At 37.2% G+C, this 19,883-nt stretch carries 12 protein-coding genes and 6 pseudogenes; 8 read left to right on the top strand and 10 right to left on the bottom strand.

All coding sequences use genetic code 11. The features are described from left to right. Both P20652_RS20185 and P20652_RS13455 read right to left on the bottom strand, forming a co-directional pair. Positions 1 to 156, bottom strand: a pseudogene (locus P20652_RS20185) (S46 family peptidase); the annotation flags it as partial. A 164-nt stretch (positions 157 to 320) separates the two neighbouring features. Beyond that, on the bottom strand, positions 321 to 2,114 hold the full coding sequence (locus tag P20652_RS13455) for a M61 family metallopeptidase (RefSeq protein WP_008166822.1): 1,794 nt from the start codon (positions 2,112 to 2,114) through the stop codon (positions 321 to 323). A gap of 203 nt (positions 2,115 to 2,317) precedes the next feature. On the opposite strand from P20652_RS13455, the pseudogene P20652_RS13460 reads away from it, so the two are divergent. The 6 genes and pseudogenes from P20652_RS13460 (at position 2,318) to P20652_RS17600 (ending at position 9,424) form a co-directional block, all read left to right on the top strand. After that, positions 2,318 to 3,852: pseudogene (locus P20652_RS13460) on the top strand (diguanylate cyclase). 76 nt (positions 3,853 to 3,928) lie between these two features. Continuing rightward, complete coding sequence (ppnN, locus tag P20652_RS13465) at positions 3,929 to 5,272, top strand: nucleotide 5'-monophosphate nucleosidase PpnN (protein WP_008166819.1); 1,344 nt, start codon at positions 3,929 to 3,931, stop codon at positions 5,270 to 5,272. A gap of 10 nt (positions 5,273 to 5,282) precedes the next feature. Beyond that, on the top strand, positions 5,283 to 6,056 hold the full coding sequence (xni, locus tag P20652_RS13470; protein ID WP_008166818.1) for a flap endonuclease Xni: 774 nt from the start codon (positions 5,283 to 5,285) through the stop codon (positions 6,054 to 6,056). Between the two features lie 69 nt (positions 6,057 to 6,125). Continuing rightward, entirely contained in the window at positions 6,126 to 6,509 is a 384-nt protein-coding gene (locus P20652_RS13475) for a DUF3192 domain-containing protein (protein WP_008166817.1), read from the top strand. Positions 6,510 to 6,520: 11 nt separating this feature from the next. Continuing rightward, positions 6,521 to 8,212: a hypothetical protein gene (locus tag P20652_RS13480; protein WP_008166815.1), complete on the top strand. Its 1,692-nt coding sequence runs from the start codon at positions 6,521 to 6,523 to the stop codon at positions 8,210 to 8,212. A 203-nt stretch (positions 8,213 to 8,415) separates the two neighbouring features. Further along, positions 8,416 to 9,424: pseudogene (locus P20652_RS17600) on the top strand (isocitrate dehydrogenase). A 57-nt stretch (positions 9,425 to 9,481) separates the two neighbouring features. Here the strand turns inward: P20652_RS17600 and P20652_RS13485 are convergent. Then, positions 9,482 to 12,523, bottom strand: coding sequence for an immune inhibitor A domain-containing protein (locus P20652_RS13485; protein ID WP_008166810.1), 3,042 nt, complete (start codon positions 12,521 to 12,523; stop codon positions 9,482 to 9,484). A 471-nt stretch (positions 12,524 to 12,994) separates the two neighbouring features. On the opposite strand from P20652_RS13485, the gene P20652_RS13490 reads away from it, so the two are divergent. Further along, complete coding sequence (locus P20652_RS13490) at positions 12,995 to 14,719, top strand: acetolactate synthase 3 large subunit (protein ID WP_008166808.1); 1,725 nt, start codon at positions 12,995 to 12,997, stop codon at positions 14,717 to 14,719. Further along, positions 14,719 to 15,216 (top strand): acetolactate synthase small subunit, encoded by a 498-nt coding sequence (gene ilvN, locus P20652_RS13495; protein WP_008166807.1) that lies wholly within the window; start codon positions 14,719 to 14,721, stop codon positions 15,214 to 15,216. The genes P20652_RS13490 and ilvN overlap by 1 nt, the downstream gene beginning before the upstream one ends. An 88-nt stretch (positions 15,217 to 15,304) precedes the next feature. Here the strand turns inward: ilvN and P20652_RS13500 are convergent, their stop codons facing one another. The 7 genes and pseudogenes from P20652_RS13500 to P20652_RS17585 form a co-directional block, all read right to left on the bottom strand. Next, a complete protein-coding gene (locus tag P20652_RS13500) occupies positions 15,305 to 15,580 on the bottom strand; it encodes an HU family DNA-binding protein (RefSeq protein WP_008166804.1) in 276 nt (91 codons plus the stop codon). Between the two features lie 209 nt (positions 15,581 to 15,789). Then, positions 15,790 to 16,329 (bottom strand): DUF3833 domain-containing protein, encoded by a 540-nt coding sequence (locus P20652_RS13505; protein WP_008166801.1) that lies wholly within the window; start codon positions 16,327 to 16,329, stop codon positions 15,790 to 15,792. A gap of 1 nt (position 16,330) precedes the next feature. Next, entirely contained in the window at positions 16,331 to 16,819 is a 489-nt protein-coding gene (locus tag P20652_RS13510) for a chalcone isomerase family protein (protein ID WP_008166799.1), read from the bottom strand. A 51-nt stretch (positions 16,820 to 16,870) separates the two neighbouring features. After that, a pseudogene (locus tag P20652_RS17595) lies at positions 16,871 to 17,370 on the bottom strand (DUF2878 domain-containing protein). After that, a pseudogene (locus P20652_RS17590) lies at positions 17,348 to 18,609 on the bottom strand (class I SAM-dependent methyltransferase). Before P20652_RS17590 ends, P20652_RS17595 begins: the two co-directional pseudogenes overlap by 23 nt. 37 nt (positions 18,610 to 18,646) lie before the next feature. Further along, a complete protein-coding gene (locus P20652_RS13515; protein WP_008166790.1) occupies positions 18,647 to 19,384 on the bottom strand; it encodes a DUF1365 domain-containing protein in 738 nt (245 codons plus the stop codon). After that, positions 19,377 to 19,883, bottom strand: a pseudogene (locus P20652_RS17585) (FAD-dependent oxidoreductase); the annotation flags it as partial. The gene P20652_RS13515 and the pseudogene P20652_RS17585, both read right to left, overlap by 8 nt.

Genomic DNA, 19,883 nt, shown 5'->3' with positions numbered 1-19,883 from the left:
ACGCATGTAGCGCGTATCAACGTGAATTGAGCGATTAAGCTCAGGGTTGTAATCCCAATCACCAATAATACTTTCGTAAACACAGTCAAACAGTAAGCCAACAAGCTCTGCTTAACCGTTAAGTGTTGGCCAACCAGAGTTACCACCTTTTGAGTTATGAACACGTGCTTTAGGGTAGCTGTCTTATCTACCTTTGTTGCTATACAGTAGCGGTTAGTACGCCCCGGGTAGCCTGTAACGATGACAAAATGGATAAATGACAAAGATAAGGGAGAAAACTCTCCCTTACTTTAAATTAATGTATTTTGACTAGATTTAACTCACTCTTCGTCTTTTTTTACATCATTTGGATGTGCTATACCAATCCACGCTTTAAATAGTGCTTTTTGTTCAAGCGTAGCGTCTTTATCAGCAACTACTTTTTTAGGTTTATCAAACTCTTCTGATAATACTAATGTTAGGCTTTCAAGGGCATCGCGTCTTATAAAGTCAACTGATACTTTGTCGCCTGCTTTAAACGTTTCTAAGCTGGTTTTTAAATCTTTACCTACGTGATGCTTGTTTATAGCGACAATTTTATCATCGGTAGTTAAACCTGCTTTCCACGCGCTTCCACCACGGCGAACGTAGCTTAATGTAAGAAGTTCACCTGTATTTTTAGCAGTAGCATCAATACTTGCAAGCGCTTTTGCTTTTTTAGGGCGTTCAAATTTCAAGCCTACTTTAGTCAGTAACTCATCAAAGTTAATGCTTGCAGGCGACTCAACATTTTCTTGCCACCAGCTTGAATAATCACGTCCTGTTAAATCTTTTAAGATATTAAGTACATCTCCATCTGTAAAACCAGCTGGCATTTTATGATTGTTATAAAGTGCTTTGTGTACGTCTCGGTAGCTTATTTTACCTTGGCTTTTTTCTAGCAAATCGATATCTAAAACTAATGAAAGTAATGAACCTTCTGAATAAATATTGGTGCTGTAGTTACGTGCATGATCGCCACCTTGGTTAATCCATTTATCAAAACTTGTTTCGCTTGCGCTTTGCACTTCACGGCCCGGTGTTTGTAAATGACGATTAATTGTTTTACTCATCATTTTGAAAAATTCATCTGTTGTTTGAATGCCTGAGCGCACTAATAGATGATCTTCAAAGTAACTTGTTGAACCTTCTGCAATCCAAAGGAGTTTTGAATAGTTCATATTGGTGTAATCGTACGGCACTAAACCTTGAGGGCGGTACGCTTTAACATTCCATGTATGAATGAATTCGTGCGCAGCTGTACTTATAAAAGCTAAGTAATCTTCGCGGCTACCAAATCGGTCGCGTGGGCGTTGTATAATAGTTGAGTTTAAATGCTCTGTTGCACCACCAGCACCCGACGTTGCATGTACCATAAATACATAACGCTCATACGGATAGCCATCCCAAATTACATTACCCGTGGCAACTAATTTTTTAAGATCAGTAAGCATTAGTTCTACATCGTAGTTACCATCGCCCCAAACAACTAGGTCGTATTCACGCCCTTCTACTTCAAATGTGTGTAGTTGGTTAATACCCGTTTCGATTGGTGAATCAACAAGTACGTCGTAATCAGCTGCTTTAAATGAATTTTTGCCTTTTAAATTATCCATACCCGATACAGAGCGCCACTTTTTAGGCACCTCTAAGTTAACGGTTACTGGCTCTTGACGAAATGATTCACTAAACATAAAAAAGCCTGACGCATCTATAAATGCGTGGCTGTCGTCAATGTGGCGAGCACGCTTACCAAGCTCATTTGCATACACCTGGTAGTCAACATTAACCTCTGTTGGCTCATTAAGATGTACACGCCATGTACTGTGATCAATTTTTTCCCACTTTAACTCTTTGCCATCTTCATCTTTTGCTTTGAAGTAGCGAATGCCATTAGCAAGGTTTAACATTTCGTAGCGACCCGTTCGCCACGCAGGAAGTTTTATATCAAGGTGTGCTTGCGCTATTTTTGGAAACCCAACACTTACCTCACCTAAATGATGTTGTGGTTGGGTTATTTCTAAAGAATAATTTACATCGGCAAATACAGGCGCTGAACATGCAGCTAAAATTGAAAGGGCTAATAACTTTTTCATAGAGACTCTTAGTGGAAACTTAATTGTTCCTAGACTAGCAAGCCCCTATTTAAAAGTGAATTAAATACGATAAATAACCCTGAATACGGGTTTATACGAAGTAGCTCATTAAAATTTCTATGTTTTTTACTGGATAACTACACTTAATAAGAATTTGTTGTAGACTAAAGAGAATGAAATTAACTTGATGGTGGTATCCTTAGGTGTCACAAAGTTCTAACGCTGCAGATAAAAAACTAAAACAAGCAATTGATGCTCGCATGGCTGTTGAAAGCGCTCGCAAACATCAAGTCGATATTCTGTGTGATTTTTCAGCTAAATTATCGTTAAGCTGTAAAGGTCTTGATATTGAGTTAGATAATCGTCTTGCCAAGTTTAGAAACGCATTGAATGACGGGGTAAACTTTGACCTTCTTTCGCCACTTATTGGTGAAATACTCATACTCTTAAAAAACCAAGAATCGTTTCAAGAAACCCAACAACGTGATTTGTTCAACAGTGTACACAATGCAGGTAAACAGTTACAAAAAACCAAAGGTTTACCCGATGATACGCGCAGAACACTAAGAAACTTACTCGACCATGAAATTAATAATGTGCATACAACGCACGGTTATATTCCTTTACTTAATCAACTTATTACTTTTTACCATCAAGCTTTACTAAGTAAGCAAAACACGCACGGTGGAGAAAATTGCGCAGCAAAGCCTGGTCATGCAATAAAGCTGCTTGAGCTTGCTAATGAGCTTGTTCTTGAAGATGAAACAATACAACAAATTAATAGTATAAAAAGTACTATTACTGAAAGTAACACAACGGATGCACTTCTCAACTCCGCTATCAATATCATCTCTATTGTTGTAAAAAACATAAGTAAAGAACGAAAATCTGCGCAAAGCTTTTTAACTTCACTAAACCAAACACTTGAAGAGCTTCATCATTCAATCGTGTCAACCAGTAGACACTCAGACTCTATAGGCGTTGAGTTTGACTCACTAAATAAAAACATTGAACGAAAAATAAAAAACCTTAACGAGCAAACACAAAAAGCAACATCAATTTCGTCTCTAAAAGAACTTGTAGATAACGAGTTGAAATCGTTAAGTGAAGACTTTATAGCAAAAGGAAAGCTAGAAATAAAAGACCGAGAAATGCTCAGCACTAGTTTTAGTGAAATAAATAAACGCATTGGTACGCTAGAAGGTAAACTAACTACCTATAAAAAACGCCTTAACGAACAGCGCTTTAAAAGTTTACTTGATGCGCTTACAAAATTACCTAATCGAGCTGCATTTGATGAACGCTACAACCATGAAATGCACCTATTTAATGTGCAGGCTTCAGATGTTACGCTTGCTGTTATAGATGTTGACCACTTCAAATCTATAAATGATAGATTTGGTCATACAGCGGGTGATATAACACTGCAAGTTATATCAAAAGCACTAAAAAATCAGTAAGAAAATCAGATTTCATTGCTCGCTACGGCGGTGAAGAATTTGTGCTATTAATGCCGGATATGTCTTTAAATAATGCCGCCCTACCGTTGGATAAAATTAGAAAGGTAATCAAAAATATACCTTTTAAATTTAAAGATAAACAAATCGAAATTACTATTTCGATAGGTGCTACTCAGTTTAAGAAAGGAGACTCTCCGATCAAAGCATTTGATAGAGCTGATGACGCACTTTACGAAGCTAAAAATACAGGCCGTGATCGTCTTTGTATGAGTAAATAGAGTCAATATCTTAAACAAGATAAGAAGCAGTATGACTAAGTAGTAATTTACATAATAAATAGCAAGGAGAACGCCTATGTTAATACAATTAAATCCAACCGGAGTTTTAGATTTACTGTCGCAATTAGAGGTTGATTTATTAGAGCAATCTTCTGCTAGCGAGCGCTATAAATTATTTAGAAACTGTGCGCTTGCTGTTCTTAATGTGGGTAGCCACACAGACGAAAGTAACGAAATATACGATAAATATAAAGATTTTGATATTCGCCTTGTTAGTCGTGAACGCGGTATTAAAATTGAGCTTGAAAACCCACCCGAAACCGCATTTGTTGATGGCGAAATAATTACGGGTATCCACGAACATATATTTTCTGTTATTCGCGATATTTTATTTATTTGTCAAAAATACGAAAAAGATTTAAAAGAACAAAAAGCCATTACCCACATGGTGTTCGATATGCTTAGAAATGCAGGTGCGCTGCGTGTTAATAGCGAGCCAAGTATGGTTGTTTGCTGGGGCGGACACTCAATAAATGAAGTTGAATACAAATATACCAAGCAGGTAGGTTATGAACTTGGCTTACGAGGGTTAAATATTTGTACTGGTTGTGGCCCTGGTGCCATGAAAGGCCCAATGAAAGGTGCCACTATTGGCCATGCAAAACAGCGCAATACTAATAACCGTTACTTAGGCCTAACAGAGCCAAGCATTATTGCTGCAGAGCCACCAAACCCTATTGTTAACGAATTAGTTATTTTACCTGACATTGAAAAACGCCTTGAAGCTTTTATAAGAACAGCTCACGCCATTATAATTTTTCCTGGTGGCGCAGGTACTGCCGAAGAATTACTATATTTATTAGGCATATTACTGCACCCAGATAATACCAAACAATGTTTGCCTGTTATTTTAACTGGGCCTAAAGAAAGTGAAGCGTACTTTAAAGAGCTGTGTGAATTTGTTGAAATGACGCTTGGTAAAGAGGGGTTGGATAAGTTTGAAGTTATTATTGATAATCCTGAGTTAGTTGGACAAAAGCTAAAATCGGCTATGGCTAATGTTCGTGATTACCGTAAAAGTGAAGGCGATGCCTATTACTTTAACTGGACGTTAAAAATCGATAACGATTTTCAACAACCTTTTGCACCAACACACGAAAATATGGCAAGTCTTGATTTACATCTTGATCAACCAAAGCAGTTATTAGCGGCTAATTTACGCAGAGCTTTTTCAGGTATTGTAGCTGGAAATGTAAAAGACGAAGGCGTTAAAGCCATTAAGCAAAACGGTCCATACATTTTAAGTGGCGAGCCTGCCCTTATGGAAAATATGGATACGTTATTACAAGCATTTGTTGATCAAGGCCGTATGAAACTCCCTGGCAGCAAATACATTCCGTGTTATAAAATAAAAGCATGAGTTTTATAGTTTGAAACCCCATTTACTTCTTATTGATGCGCTTAATTTAATTAGGCGCATTTACGCTGTTGATGCTAATCAAAAACATCACAGCGATGAACAAATGATACAAACATGTTGTGCACGTGTTGCCCATGCGTGTAAAAAACTTTTAAGTACTAGCAATGCCACCCATGCTATAGCTGTATTTGATGGGGATAAAAGTTGGCGTTATCATTTTTATAAAGAGTATAAACACTCCCGCGCGCCAATGCCTCAAGTCCTAAAAGATGCCTTAATACACTTTAAAAATGCAATTGAAGAAACCGGTATTGTAGTATTTGAGCCTATTAACGATGAAGCCGATGACATTATTGCAACGCTTGCGTTTAAGGCATCAAATAATCAAATAGCTAATACTGTTGTCTCTACTGATAAAGGCTTTTTACCCTATATAGGCCCCTACATTACAGTTTATGATTACTTTAAAAAACTCTATTTAGACGAGACAAGTATAAAAGAGCGTTTTGGTGTTGAGCAAAATAAGCTCGTTGATTTTTGGGCTTTGGCTGGTGATAAAACAAATGATATTCCGGGAGTAAAAGGAATAGGTACTAAGTCTGCACAGCAAATAGTTAATAACTATAATTCAATTGAGCATGCGGCAGAAGATGAGTCTCTAAGCCCTAGTATTAAAGCAAAGTTAGCCGCTAATATGGATATGTACGTAATCTCAAAGCACTTGGTTAGTTTACGTACCGATATAAATTTAGGCTTTAGTTTAAAGCAGTTAAGACTTAATTAGTCGCAAGTTTATAGCCTGTGCTAATTACAATACGTATACTAATCTCAGTTACAGTAGTCAGAGCAAACCATGTTAAAAAAGTTTATTAGATATTTAATATTAGGATTAGGCCTTTATGCGCTAATAGCAACATTGGTGATTACCTTTTATAAAGACGATCCTCAGGCTATGATCTGGCAAGACCGAGAAGCTTTTAATAAACGTTATATCGAAAAACTATCACTTGAGCAGCCAACAACACTCAATAACGTACTCGATTATTTAGGTAGCCCTGATCTTACCTATGCTAAACGCGATGGAGATGAGGTCTTGCAAATTATTTTTTATCGTACGCAACATAAAACGTCTGACGGAATTACAACCATGGATGAATGCACAGGTTTGTTATTTAAAAATGGACAGCTTCTTTTATGGGGCTCAAATGCTTATAACAAATACCAGGAACAAAACTAGGTGAAGGCATAATGGAAGAGCCTATCTCAACAAAGCTAGAGCAGTTGCTTAATAACACACAATTATTTTTAAGTTATTATAATAATAAACAACAATGGTCAGCGCTATATCCTTTAATGTGTAAACTTGCCCAGCAATATAGAGAGCTATATGCTGAGTACCCCTTTGCCCTTCAAGCCCGTTTGTCATTTTATAGCCCTAATTATTCCTATGCTATAAACTTAATCATTAACCAATGTGTTTTAACTGCCGCACTGTGTAAATCTCAAAACTACAACAATGCTTTAACTGAGCTGTATATTAGCACGGCGCTAGTTGAACATTTATGTGTTAATGACCAATTAATTAAACTTGGTGAACAAACAAATTTTGACGAATCCGATAAAAAAATATGGAAATTACGCCATCAATTAAGCGCTAAAATCATGTTAACCGGAGGGGATTCAGCAAAAACCGTTACTCAACTATTAGCTAAATTAAGTAAATATAAGCAAGCTCTAGTGAGCGCTCCTAAAATCATGCTTTACGATGGAAGCATAACGCTACTCGCGTTGGCTAATATTATTGCTATGAACATTACGTATAATGCCTCTAAAAAACATATAAGCTTATTCAAAGCGCTTTCCGATTTATATATTCGCACACCCAATTTATTTGCTTTAAAGCTTATAAAGTCACTCATGGGACATATTGGCCCTTTATTACCTGGTAGTCTTGTTTCTTATTCAGAACAAACTATGATTTATTTGGCTACTGATGCGCAGCAAAGACATATTTTAATAAGTACTGCCAACTCAAATAAGTTAGCTTGGTATAGAGTTAAAGCATCACTTAACGATAATCCAAAGCAATGGCAATGTGCAGATAAAACAATCAGTTTTAAAGTTTTTAATAGCGAACACATCAGTTCTAAACATATTCCAGTTGTTAACGAAGTACAAAATCTGCTTGATTTAATTAGCCGTATAAAATTACAACATGAATATAGTTACAAAGGTTTAAGCCAAGTAATGCAAGCTCATCCACAAATAGTGAGTAATTTATGTGAGGCAGTAAAACCGTATAATAAAGAGCATCAAGCAGCTAAGGATCTTAAACATAGTTTATCTATGGTGGGATATTATAATGCACCTGCAATTATCCAGCGGGTAGTATTTGAACAACTTGTCAACGTTACGCCTCACCCTTTACACGCATTTGTAGTTAACAGGCTAGATTCCTTAGTAAAAATAATGGCTCTGTTAGTAAGTAAAAATAAACACGATCAGTTTGAGCATATAACTTTACCGCTCTATGCTTATACGCACTTTTTATTAACTGATTGCAGTACGCACATATCGCGTAAAATTTTGATTAATGAGTCTCCTAATAAAAGCCTGAGTACGTCTATTTGTTCATTTTTTGGTGTCAGCACAATAATTGATAGCGAAAAACTTAATTTACAGCTTTCTAACTTATTAAGTGATAATCCTTGGACTAGTGCATTATTAGAAGCAGAACAAACGCCTAAAAAGCATTTAACAAACGAAAACAAACTATGGGTTGCGCTAAAAGTTGTTGCTCAGAGCGTATTTAAGCCCGAACTGCCACTAACTAGCTGGCAATTACAAACCTTTGAGGAACAATTAAAACGCCAAGGGTGGAGTAATAGCGACATTTTTAAACAGCAATTACAAGCACTCGGGTTGTCTAACTTCATTTAGTGGAAGAGCTCTTATTTATTATTTCTATTTTAGCTATAAATACAATTTATACCGAGTATTTATAGTATAAACTAGCAAAATGGGCGGTATTTTGGTATAAATGCGCCCTTAAATTTTCAAACATCACATAAACTACTTAACAAGCAATTACTATCTCAAAGTAATTATTTATGTGCACATCAAACTCTTTAAAGGAAAAGTTAATGGCCAAACAAACCATCACAGTGATCAAAGGCGACGGCATCGGTCCTAGTATTATCGACTCAGCACTTGAAATCCTAAAAGCCGCAGGATGCGATTTTGATTACGAATTTGTTGATGCAGGCCTAGCTGCACTTGAAAAGACAGGTGAGTTGCTTCCACAAGAAACCATTGACACGATTGCTAAGAACAAAATAACTTTAAAGGGCCCATTAACTACGCCTGTAGGTGAAGGTTTTACGTCTATAAACGTAACACTTCGTAAGCAATTTGGTTTATACGCTAACGTACGCCCTGTTAAATCATTCATTGGCACTAAAGCACGTTACGACGATATTGATATCATTACTATTCGTGAAAACACGCAAGGTATGTACTCTGGTGCAGGCCAAATAGTAAGTGAAGACGGTAATCAGGCAGAAGCAAAATCGATAATTACGCGTGAAGGCGCAGAAAAAATACGTAACATTTGCATACGAGCTTGCTGTACGTGAAGGCCGCAAAAAAGTAACTGCTGTGCATAAAGCAAATATTTTAAAATCTACATCTGGTTTATTTTTAAAAGTTGCGCGTGAAGTAGCTGAACGTTTCCCACAAATTGAATCAACTGAAATGATTGTTGATGCAACATGTATGAAACTAGTAATGACACCTGAAGAGTTTGACGTAATTGTTACAACTAACTTATTTGGCGATATTTTATCTGACCTTTGTGCTGGTTTAGTAGGCGGTTTAGGTATGGCCCCGGGTGCTAATATAGGTGAAGATGCTGCGATTTTCGAAGCTGTTCACGGTAGCGCACCAGATATTGCAGGTAAAAACCTAGCAAACCCAACATCTGTAATTTTAGCGTCAATTCAAATGCTTGAGCATTTAGATATGGCCGACACAGCAGAGCGTATACGTAGCGCCGTTGCTGATGTAATTAAATCAGGTGACCGTACTACACGCGATTTAGGTGGAGTTCACGGTACAACTGATTTCACTCAATCAGTAATTGACCGTTTATAATTAATATTTGTTATTAATTTAAATAGCCCGCTAATTTAGCGGGCTTTTTTGTGTTTGCTAACTGCGTTTACTAACTGCGTTTACTAACCTAGTGTATTTATGCAAGTTAGTATTAAACCTAATTAAGCCCAAAAGTAGTAATCCTAATAAACCTGCCAGTGATCCCCCACTTGAACCCGAACTACTTTGTTGTTTTTGTACAGTAGCAGATAACTCTTGAGTAAAAGTATCATTGGTTTGAGTATCAGTAACATTCAACGTTACGTTATAAGTCCCGTCAGCTTGATAAGTATGCCTTGGGTTTTGTAAATTTGATAACGCACTGCCATCACCAAAATCCCAACTATAAGTGTAACTATTAAAGCCGCCGGTTACTTGGGCATTAAACTGTGCGCTTAAATCACTAAACGTAACGTTTGCGTTTATGCTAAGCGGAACATTAGCAGTTACATCAATCGCTTTCGTTTGTTCGTTGCCTTCGTTATCTGTCACTGTAAGCGTTACTTGGTAATCACCAGAGTATAAATAATTATAAGTGAGCGATTGGGTCGCTAAAGTTTTCCCATCCCCTAGCTGCCAATTATAAGTATACGGTGCTACCCCTCCTGTAAGCGAAGCATCAGCTGTTAACGTTCCTTGGTTTATTTCATATTTAATTTCATTTACAGATAATGGTTCAACGAGTGTAACTTGTGCTACAGCTACTTGCTGTGAAGTACCATTATTTGCCATAAACTCAACGTTATAAGTGCCATAGTCTTGGTATTCATGAGTAGGCGTTAACTCTGTGCTGAAGCTTTCATCGTCAAAACTCCACGTAAATTTATCCGCAGGCGTGAGTGCAAAACCTTCGACACTAAAATTAACGATTAAACCGGTTTGAGTAAAATTAATTCCCTCAGTAACATCGTAATTAAGCTCTACTTCTATGTCTTCACTGTCTGCTGACTGGCTTATAATATTAAACCCAAAGCCAACCTGTGGAAGCACAACGCCCGATGGCTGTTGCGCTGCAAAGCTATAATCGGTTTTATCAGTAAACTGAGTAATAGCTGATAAGTCATCATCACCTAACCCAGCCCGCTGCGGGTATAGACTAAAAGCAGCATCACGTATTTGAATTGCTGAAGCAGCCGGAGTTTGCGTACTACCTTTATTTATTGAGCGCTGATCGGCATCTACCACTAATGCAAAACCACTGCCTGGATGCTCGGTAGTGTTATTATCTGCTTGAGATTCATTGCTGTACCACAATAATAATCCTGGTGAGTACTGCTCTGCTTGTAAGCTACTGTCAACGCCTGTAGATGCACGCAGTTGTAAATAGTAATGTGATGGCGATGCATATGTGTAACTACCTATTTTTTCAAAGCCATTAAACTCAGTGTTAACTTGATCTTGTGCGTTATTTTTCCAAATTAAAGTATCACTTTGCTCAATGCGCATATCATCAACTACAAAACCATAATAATGTGTGTTCGCATCTGTTATGTATTCAATTTTTAAATCAATTATTTGCCCAGCATAAGCTGATAAGTCAAACTTATGGGTTAAATAGCCGTTAGGTTGCTTAGCATCACTATTAATAAATGAATCACCTGAGATATACGGACCAATATCACCGTAGTATGGATTCAGCGCTTGGGTATAGTTACTCGCGATTGGCTCACCATTTACTTTTACTTGAACTAAATCGTAATCGCGCTCAATACTGTAATAAGCAATAAAGCTTAAAGTAAGTGCCTCAGTTGTGCTTGGTAGCACTATTGTATTCGCTAAGCTGTTACTAACATTGTCGCCCGTATTTGAATAGTATTGAAAATCACCTTCTACTGGTGCCCTAAATTTTTCGAGCCTTGGTGGCAGTTTTATTTTTATTTGACTTTGTAGTTGTGAAGTACTCGCAGTATTAATTAATGTTTGCTGTGAGTTAGCGTCTATCTCAACCATATCAAGCGTGAGCTGATTAACCCAATTACCCTGGTATCGTTTTTGTAAATACTCAAGCGCATAAGGGCTAAACATAACCGGCTCTGAACCTCTTGGCGAACCTGCCCAACTTCCTGTAGACATAACTGACCAAGAAGCGACGGGCTCACCTACTGTATTAGATTGTAAGTCGTATTCATCCAATAATCCCAAGTCATGTCCAAACTCATGCACTACCACACCAATCCCTGCATCAATAGGGTTAATGGTATAACCAAAGAGCTTAATATTGCTGCCTGCAATCTCGCTCGGCCCGCTATTTTCACCAAACACATAGTAGCGGTGCGACCAAATAGCATCGGTGCTTAGGTAACCGCCACCTGCTTCCTCACCAATACTTGAATGAAAAATCATTACATGGTCAATGATGCCATTAGGTTCATTAACAATACCATCGCCATCAATATCATCTAAATCGGTTAAATCGTAATCCGCTAAATTAATATTAAACTTTGCAACAGCTTTTTCTACAGCCTCTTTAACGAGTGCCGGTACATTTTTATCTCGTGTACTGCCTTGGCGCTCACCATATACTTTTGCATCATTATCAGCAGTTACCCAGCCATATACCTGCCCGTTAAAGTTTAAGCTGTTCCCCGAAGCCGCTTTATAATAATCTGCAGCAGTTGGTAAACTTTGTCCATCAGGCCCCGTATAACCTTGAGTATTAAAAAGCATTTGCTGATAATGTTCAGTTGGATATTCAGCGTAAAACATGCCTGTGTCTTGTTTTACAAGTTGATTATCGTCGTATTTGAGATCAGGGAAATCAATTAAGATAGCTAACACTTTTACATCATTAACGCTTTGATCTGGCACTAGCGACGTTGAAAAAGCGACCTGTTGTTTATTTGTGTTTGAAAAAACGTTGGAGGAGGATTTAAATTGCCTAAAGCCATTTTTAATAGAGTGATTGGCAACGTCTTTGTTACTCATATATGACTTAAATGAACTATCTAACTCACTAGAGGATATTTGGTCTCTTTTTTTAAGCCAATATAAAATACGTTCTTCGTTAGTTATACCAATATCATGCGGGCTTATATTATTAGCCGCAACTATAGGGCTTAATAACGTAGTTAAAAGCGCAAATAACGTCACTTTTTTCACTGTGTTTTCCTCAAACATAATTATGTAGTAATCATACCTAATAATCGAAATTTAAACATATGATAAAACATATAGTTAACATATTAGTCCCTCAATACTTTTAGAACCTAATTTATAGCACAGACAATAAACGCATAATTTCTGCTATGTAAGTCATTTAATATTAATCTTTTTGCATATTCACGTAAAAACAAAGACAAAAACGAATTTAAAATGCAAATATTCACTTTCAAGGTTGACATAAAGGTTCAAAACCCTTAAAAATAAGCCTATACAGATTTTTAATTTAAAAGCAGTGTTTTGCTAAGTAGAGTAAAAACTATGAACACACACATTAATCTTTTAGTCGTACTCGTACTGGTCTTAGTTATAAGCCCAGCGGGGATGTATTAAAAGGTGATACTGCTTTTTAAAAACCCTCGCTCTACGCGGGGGTTTTTTTATGCATAAAAAGCGCACAGAGGAATGAGGATGAGCAAACAAGAATATAATGGCTCTGAACTAGTGGTTCAGGCATTAAAAGAGTTAAAGGTAAAATACATATTTGGCTACCCGGGGGGCTCAGTATTAGATTTATACGATGCACTTTTTCAACAAGATGAAATTGAGCATATTTTAGTACGTCATGAACAAGCAGCAACACATATGGCTGATGGTTATGCTCGCGCTACGGGTGAAGTTGGTGTTGTTCTTGCTACCTCAGGCCCTGGCGCTACAAACTGTATCACAGGGATTGCCACAGCTTACATGGATTCAATTCCAATGGTTGTGCTATCAGGACAAGTGCCTACAAATTTAATTGGTGATGATGCATTCCAAGAAACTGATATTGTAGGTTGCTCACGTCCAATCGTAAAACACAGTTTTAACTGTAGAAGCGCGCAAGAAATTCCTACTATATTAGCTAAAGCATTTTACTTAGCAAGTACTGGTCGCCCAGGCCCTGTTGTGGTTGAGCTTCCAAAAGACATGTTAAACCCTGCAATTAAGTTTGAATACAATTTTCCTAAAACAACAGAGCTTAGAACATACAGCCCAAATACAAAGGGCCACTCTAAGCAAATTAGAAAAGCAGTTACCACAATATTAGAAGCTAAAAAGCTCATTGTTTATTCTGGTGGCGGTATTATTATTTCAAATACGTCAGAGCAATTAACGCATTTGGTTGAGTCGTTAAATGCACCCATTACAAATACCTTAATGGGGCTTGGTGGTATATCGGGTGTTCATCCTAACTTTGTGGGTATGTTAGGTATGCACGGCACGCTTGAGGCTAACAAAGCAATGGCTAATGCCGATGTAATTTTAGCACTAGGTGCTCGTTTTGATGACCGTGTAACAAATAACGTCAAAAAGTTTTGTCCAAATGCCACCATTGTACATGTAGATGTAGATCCAACCTCTATCTCTAAAACAATTAAAGCACACATACCTGTTGTTGGTTGCTTGGCAACTGTACTGGGGCAACTACAAGAAGGTATAGATAAAAGCTCAATTAAAATAGACCGCAGCGCGCAAGAAGATTGGTGGCGTCAAATTATCAGCTGGCGTGAGCAAAAATGCTTAAGCTACAACACTGATGGTGACAAAATTAAGCCACAAGCCGTAATTGAAGCTGTTTATAAAGCCACTAATGGCGATGCTTACGTAAGCTCTGACGTTGGTCAGCACCAAATGTTCGCAGCCCAGTACTATCCATTTAAACACCCTCGTCAATGGATTAACTCTGGTGGCTTAGGCACTATGGGTTTTGGCTTACCAGCAGCAATGGGGGTAAAACTTGCTTTTCCTGATAAAGAATCGGTGTGTATAACTGGTGATGGCTCTATACAAATGAATATTCAAGAACTCTCTACCTGTTTGCAATACAACTTAGCGGTGAAAGTCGTGTCTTTAAACAATCGCTCTCTTGGTATGGTTCGTCAATGGCAAGACATGGTTTACGGCGGACGCCATTCTTCTTCTTATATGGACTCACTACCTGATTTTGTTAAATTAGTCGAAAGTTACGGGCATGTGGGTATTAGAGTAAACACACTTGAAGAATTACAACCTGCTATTGATAAAGCAATGGCAATTACCGATCGGTTGGTATTTTTAGATATCCTTGTTGATGAAAAAGAACATGTATACCCCATGCAAATCAAGTTAGGTAGCATTGATGAAATGTGGTTACGTAAAGGAGTGAAAGCATAATGCGTCGTATTTTATCTATATTATTAGAAAACGAACCGGGTGCACTGTCGCGTATTGTTGGGCTATTTTCGCAACGTTCATACAATATCGACAGCCTTACAGTTGGCACAACTGACGATCAGTCCTTATCACGTATTACCATCACTACTATGGGTGATGACAGAGTTGTTGAGCAGATCACAAAGCAAGTTAACAAATTAGTCGATGTACTTAAAATCATTGATTTAACAGAAATGAGCCACATCGAACGTGAGCTATTACTTGTTAAAGTGTTTGCGCAAGATGAGACGACCCGTGCAGCTGTTACTCGGGTAGTTGATGTATTCCAAGGTGTTATTTTAGATATGGGCCGACAAAGCTATAGCTTACAACTCGTAAGCAGCACAGATAAAATTGAATCGTTTTTAGATACACTTCGTCACGAAACCGATATCATTGAAGTTGTACGTTCAGGTGCAGTTGGTATTGGTAGAGGCGATAAAGCCCTAAAAGCATAAAGTTATGTAAAAAGACCATCAATTGATGGTCTTTAAAAAATAAAAAAAGGGCTAAATAGCCCCATTATCATTTAATTTGTTAAACCAATTATAGGTTAACTTGGTCTTTAAGACCTTTACCTGCTTTAAAGCTTGGGATAGTTGCCGCTGCGATTTGGATCTCAGCACCCGTTTGTGGGTTACGGCCTGTGCGCGCTGCACGTTCTTTTACCGAGAAAGTCCCAAAACCAACTAATGCTACTGAATCGCCTTCTTTAAGAGAAGAAGTTACAGCACCTGTAAACGCGTCAAGAGCACGAGTAGCAGCGGCTTTAGAAATTTCTGCATCAGTAGCAATTTTTTCAACTAATTGAGCTTTATTCATTGTTAGATTCCTATTCGTTATTATTTTGCCTTCGCAAAACCTATCTTTATGTATTTTTAAGCAGTTAGCAACAGCAAATTGCTTTTTTTGTTTAAAATCTTCAAAAACACATAAAATTCTAATAATTCTCGCTAAAATACAGCACGTTGACTAAACAAAACTTAATTTGAGTACAATTTTGGTGCAAGTTTAGCTACGGGGTAAATAAACTATATTTTTTCGATCACTAAGGTCACTTCCCCGACCTCAACGCCAAACTTAACAATAGATGTGCGGTTTATCAAGCGTGATTGTGTAACCAGATACATCCAATCGTCAAAACTCACCTCTAAAGTACTTCCATCGTAAGGGAGTTTAACGTTGTAATTCCAATGAAAAACACTACCATCACTTTTACCTTTTGCTGTACCTATAACATCATCTGCCGTACCTGTTAAACTATTGTCTTCATTTAACGTTATTTTCCAAATGCGCTTTTGGGTCTCACCATCGTCATAAACAAAGTCTTCTTCAATAACGCCCTGGTTACCGTCCCAAGTCGCATTCATATCTACAACAAGCTTTCGGGTTAATTCCCCCTTAAAGTCTTGCACAACACCATAGGCTTTCAAATTTCCGCTAAAAAATGTTTTAAAGTCGAAATTTGGCGATGTATTTTTATAATGTTCTACATTTGGCGCCGAACAACTTACTAAAAATAGAGTAGATAAGCCTATTGCGAATGTTTTTAGTACGGTTAGTGCATTCATATTAATTCCCTAATAATTGTTTTCGTAATTTTGGTTCAGAGGTTTTTTCGTCAAGCCAAATGGCTAAAAAGTCACTCGAAAACTGAGGTTCATCAATTTCACCAATTTTTTTATCATTGTGATAAAAAGTACTCACGCCTTGGTTGTCTGTGATCAACATTAGCGATTCACCTTTTTTTATATCAGGCCACATAGAAAGTAATTTACTATCGTATTTGCTGGGCAATTCTGCTTTATCTAAATGTACCCATTGTTCATTTGTTGCTTTTACAATGTCTTTGGCGTCAAAATCACGTAAATAGGTGAGCTTAAATTTAATGGGGTTTATCTCTGAGCTGTAGTCACCCGAAGGAGTAAAAAGCTCAGCATCGTATACATCCCAAAATAGATACTCCATTCGGGCTTCGCCTACTTTAGTAAACTCTGTGTTAGCCAAAACAAGTGTGGTTGTAATTAAATAAAAAGTAATAACCTTGAGTAAAAATTTCAAAACAAACTCCCGTTTATAAATAAAACATTACGAAACAAATGTTGTACACATTCAGCGTTCAATGAATAACTTAATTCTTTGATTTATATAGAGGATAGCAGTAAAAAACGCAGACCAGAGCACACCATAAAAAAGCCAAAACTGCCAAAGAGGTAGCCCTAAGCTTATTACATTAAAGCGTGCACCTGCCCAGTAACTCGCAGGCGCAAAAGCTAAACAAACTAAAAATGCCTGCCAAAGCTTTAATTTACTTAAAAAACCCATAGAAGTATTTAACGAGAGTAGTAATGCAGCCCATAAAAAAACCAGCCACATGGGGAAGGGATACATTTTAAATTCCAACAAGCCTAATTTTACAGCAGTAAACTCAAGAATTAGTGCTAAAGGCAGTGCTTTAATTAGTAGTAAAGAGTCTTGTTTTTTTGTTTTGACAAATAAAACATTAAAACAATAACCAAGCCGCTAAAAAGTAGCGAATTTGCTTCAAGCAGTAATGATAAAAACCACACTGCTTGAAACAAAACAAAGTTAATAACCGAGTGCAATATCATCATTTTCACTAACAAAACGCGGTTTACGTGCCATTAAATGCACCGTGCTTGTAGCGCGCGCCCTAAACGCTCCCTCACAGTAAGCAAAGTAAAATAACCATAAACGATAAAAGCGCTCATCAAATTTAGAACGGTCTAATTCAGGCCAGCTTTTTATAAAGCGAGTTCGCCAATCTGCTAATGTTCGTGCGTAGTGAGCGCCAATATCATTAACCGTATGAATTACCATATCGGTATTATTTTTAATTTGCTCACTCATTTCGTTAAGCGATGGCAAACATCCGCCTGGAAATATATATTGCTGAATAAAATCAGAATTTTTTAAGTAGTGCTTATAACGCTGATCGCCAATAGTAATTGCTTGAATAAGCATGGCGCCGTTATCTTTTAAAAGTGCTCCACACTGAGTAAAAAAGCTTGGCAAGTATTCATGACCAACCGCTTCAATCATTTCTATCGAAACAAGCTTATCGTATTTACCTTTTAGCAGCCTGTAATCAAGTTTGAGCAATGTTATTTTACTTTCAAGACCAAGCTCAACTATCTTGTTAGCTACATAATCATGTTGCTCGTCAGATATAGTTGTTGTTGTTACATGGCAATCGTAATGTGTGGCTGCGTATATTGCAAAAGCCCCCCACCCTGTGCCAATTTCAATTATAGTATCATTTTTTTGAAGCTCAACCTGCTCACAAATTTGTTTTAACTTGTATTGCTGCGCCTCTTCAAGTGTGGCTTCTTTTGTAGGGTATACTGCACTTGAATAAAGCATTTCTTTGCTTAAAAAAGATTCGTACAAATCATTTCCGAGATCGTAATGAGCAACAATATTCTTTTTAGAGCCCGATTCAGAGTTTTTGTTTTTTATATGATTGAAGCGGTGTGCGATATTACTAAAGAATGCAAATTTTTTTCAAACTCGTCAAGTTGCTTTTCGTTTATAGCAAATATTTCTATAAATGAAGTCAAATTATCACAAGACCAATACCCTAAAATATAGGCTTCTCCGGCGCCTACACTCCCCGAAAGTGCAAATGCTTTGTACATTGCTTTATCATTAACTGTAATCGTTGCTTTTAAATCTGATAGTTCATCCCCAAAAACAATTCGCTCATTTCCTTCAATCAAAACAATTTGGCCTGTTTCAATAGTCGAGAAAGCTTTAATGACTAATTTTTTATATGTACTCGTTAACCAACTCGTGCTTTGTTCGCAATTTAAGCTCGACACTTTATCCATTAAAATACCTATTTATTGTTCTAACTATCTGTGTGTTTTATGGCTTACCAGAATGACCTATAAAAGGTATTCTCTTTATAAATAACTTTAACGCTTGACTATAAATACCTTTAAAAATAGACCATGTCATGGCCGGAAAACGTTTAAGAAGTTGACTCACCTCATTGTTAGTAAGTTCTACCCTCTTTAAACGAAGCGATGCATCAAATAATAGTACTTCATCACGCTTATTTTCAATGTGTATCAATATTTTATCAAGTGACTGCCGTATATGCCAATGATAGTCCATGTCTAAGTTCATAAACGGTGATACGGAAAAAATCTTTTTAAAGTTCACTTTTTTTTCTAAGGGCACTAAATAGTAATGACGTTCATTCCATGGTGTATTGCTTACTTCAGCAATCATATAAACAAAATCGTTATCACTATTACCAAAAAAATAAAAGTTAACTGGGCTAAAATAAACCCCCAAACAACGCAGTTGTCCGAGCATATAAACATGGGTAAATGTTTCATTTACACCTAACGCGGCAAGTTTTATGTGAGCACGTTCAATAAGAGAAGAGTGATGAGGGTCAGATATATTTTGAATATAATCAGCTTGGTTAAATTTTAACGCTTTTAAGCCTGACGTACCTAGCTGCTTATGTACGCCGTTTAACTGCCCAGGGTTATTTATATCCACCCACATCATGTACAAAGGATAACTAAAGCGATGCTCTTTAACAGCAAAACGGCGATGTTTTATATCGCCTAAATAAACTGCACTAGTCAAATTCGACCCCAAGTTGCTTGGCCACATCTACACCACTGCGAACACCATCTTCATGAAAACCATTGAACCAATAGGCCCCACAAAAATAACTATTATTATGACCATCAATACTGTGCTTTAGTTTTTGAGCGGCAATAGAGGATTCATTAAATACCGGATGGTGATAAGTAAACTCACGTAATATTTTGCTTTGACTGATACCTTCTAGGTGATTTAGCGTCACACAAAACTGTGTATCTGACGAAATACCTTGGAGTATGTTCATTTGATAAGTAACAACTGCCGCTTTATCTATATTGTCATTGAGTAGGTAATTCCAACTTGCCCATGCTGCTTTTCTATCAGGTAACAAGTTAGTATCAGTGTGTAGCACTACTGAGTTTTTTGTGTAAGCAATTGAACCTAGTACTGACTTTTCTTTATCAGAAGCATCGCCTAACAGTGCAAGTGCTTGGTCTGAATGACATGCAAAAATAACTTTATCAAATTGGCATGTATC

Source organism: Pseudoalteromonas sp. BSi20652 (genome assembly GCF_000239855.1).
GTDB lineage: Bacteria > Pseudomonadota > Gammaproteobacteria > Enterobacterales > Alteromonadaceae > Pseudoalteromonas.
This window is presented reverse-complemented; position numbering and strand designations above follow the sequence as displayed.

Bases quoted from the DNA above. Each gene is read 5' to 3' on its own strand.
- ilvN (WP_008166807.1), top strand. From the start codon at position 14,719: ATGCGTCGTATTTTATCTATATTATTAGAAAACGAACCGGGTGCACTG.
- P20652_RS13490 (WP_008166808.1), top strand. From the start codon at position 12,995: ATGAGCAAACAAGAATATAATGGCTCTGAACTAGTGGTTCAGGCATTA.
- P20652_RS13455 (WP_008166822.1), bottom strand. From the start codon at position 2,114: ATGAAAAAGTTATTAGCCCTTTCAATTTTAGCTGCATGTTCAGCGCCT.
- P20652_RS13500 (WP_008166804.1), bottom strand. From the start codon at position 15,580: ATGAATAAAGCTCAATTAGTTGAAAAAATTGCTACTGATGCAGAAATT.
- P20652_RS13475 (WP_008166817.1), top strand. From the start codon at position 6,126: ATGTTAAAAAAGTTTATTAGATATTTAATATTAGGATTAGGCCTTTAT.
- P20652_RS13480 (WP_008166815.1), top strand. From the start codon at position 6,521: ATGGAAGAGCCTATCTCAACAAAGCTAGAGCAGTTGCTTAATAACACA.
- ppnN (WP_008166819.1), top strand. From the start codon at position 3,929: ATGTTAATACAATTAAATCCAACCGGAGTTTTAGATTTACTGTCGCAA.
- P20652_RS13505 (WP_008166801.1), bottom strand. From the start codon at position 16,329: ATGAATGCACTAACCGTACTAAAAACATTCGCAATAGGCTTATCTACT.